Origin of the sequence: Dietzia sp. DQ11-44, assembly GCF_014145205.1 — a bacterium.
GTDB lineage: Bacteria > Actinomycetota > Actinomycetes > Mycobacteriales > Mycobacteriaceae > Dietzia > Dietzia natronolimnaea.
In genome coordinates, this window is the sequence record NZ_JAALEC010000605.1 from 1 (window position 1) to 1,800 (window position 1,800).

Annotated in this window: 1 protein-coding gene; it reads right to left on the bottom strand. The window is 72.3% G+C overall.

The annotated features are described in order from the left end of the window. The coding region (locus G6018_RS14205; RefSeq protein ID WP_182639962.1) for an ABC transporter ATP-binding protein at positions 1 to 1,664 on the bottom strand (1,664 nt) is incomplete at its 3' end. Positions 1,665 to 1,800 lie beyond the last annotated feature (136 nt).

Sequence of the window (1,800 nt, forward strand, 5' to 3'; positions counted from 1 at the left end):
CGTCCGTCAGCGCTCACGAGCTCGGCATGCGTGCCGCGCTCGACCACCCGCCCCTGTTCGAGGACGACGATCTCGTCGGCGTGGATGACCGTGCTCAGGCGATGAGCGATGAGCAGGACGGATCGTCCGCTTGCCAGCTCGGCGATCACCTCGGAGACCTCGCTCTCCGTGCGGGTGTCCAGGGCGGAGGTGGGCTCGTCCAGCACCACGACCGGCGCATCCACGAGCAGTGCCCGGGCGATGGCCAGGCGCTGCCGCTGGCCGCCGGACAGTCCGGCACCGTCCTCCCCCAGGCGCGTGTCGTACCCGTGAGGCAGGTCGCTGATCGCGGTGTGGAGCTGCGCTCGCCGGGCCGCGTCCACGACGTCGGCCCGGTCCGCGTCGGGGCGGCCGAGCGCGATGTTCTCGGCCACCGTCCCCTGCACCAGATGGGTGTGCTGGAACACCTGGGTCACCGTGGCCGCGAGGGTGTCCGGGGCGATCTCGCGGACGTCCACTCCGCCGATCCTCACCGACCCGGCGGCGGGATCGTCGAACCGCGAGAGCAACCCCCCGAGCGAGGATTTACCGCTGCCCGAGTGGCCCACCACAGCGACCATGCCCTTCTCGGGGAGTGCCACGTCGATGCCGTGCAGCGCCGGGGTGCCGTCGGGGTAGGCGTACCCCACGCCGTCGAACCGCACCTCGACGCCCTGGGGCGTCTGTGCCTCCGACGGTTCGGAGAGCTGCGGGATCTCGGCCACCGAGTGCAGCCGCTCCATCGCGGCGCGGGTCACGTGCCACTGCTCCCCCACCGACAGGGCGGCCACCAGCGGACGGTAGACCGCTATCGCCACGAGGAGGAACCCGATGGCGACCTCCGTCCCGCGGCCGGCCACCACCGCCATCAGGACCGGCACCCCGGCCATAAGGACGGCCGAGGCCAGCATCAGCGGGGGGATCAGCCTGCCGAGCATCCGCACCGAAGAGTCGCGCAGGTCAAGCGCCGTCGCGCGCAGGACGTCGGCGATCCGCCCCGGCGCCGCGAGGACCCTCCACACGGTGATCCCGGTGAGCACGTCGACGAACCGTGCCGAGGACTCGGCCTGCAGAGAAGTCCGCTCCCGGGCCGCGGCGGTGGTCCGGGTGCCCGCCCACACGGTCGCCGGGATCGCCGCCACGACGGCCCCGGCGAGTACGAGCGCGACCACCGGGTCATAGACCGCCGCTGCGGCGACGACGAACACCGGTAATCCGAGGGCCTGTCCCAGCTTGGGCAGCCCTTCGGACAGGAAGTCCTCGATCTGCTGCATGTCGCCGGTGAGCAGCGCCTGGGTCTCCCCGCGGCGCCGACCGGAGGCCGTCGGCACGGGCACGCGGAGCAGGTGCTCGAGCACCCACACCCGGGCATGGGCGGACACCTGGTACGCGGCGAGCCACGAGTCCCTGGCTGCCAGGTATGAGGCGAGCAACTGACCGAGGAGTGTCACCACGGCCACCACGGTCACCTGGACGGCCCGGGACTCGTCCAGCTGTCCGCCGCGGGCCAGGTCCACCACGAGGGTGATCAGCACCCCGTAGAGCAACCCCCCGAACAGTGACTGGACGATCCGCCACCCCACACCGCGTAGGACGCGGACCCGTTCGGCACCGGCGATCCGCCACATCGTGCCCACGCCGCTCATCGGATCCCCGCCCTCGCCCGCGACTCGGCAGCGTTCAACTCGGTGTATAGCCCGCCGCGCTCGAGCAGCTCGTCGTGCGTGCCCTGCTCGGCGACCGCGCCCCGGTCGAGCACCACGATGTGGTCCGCGCGGCGGG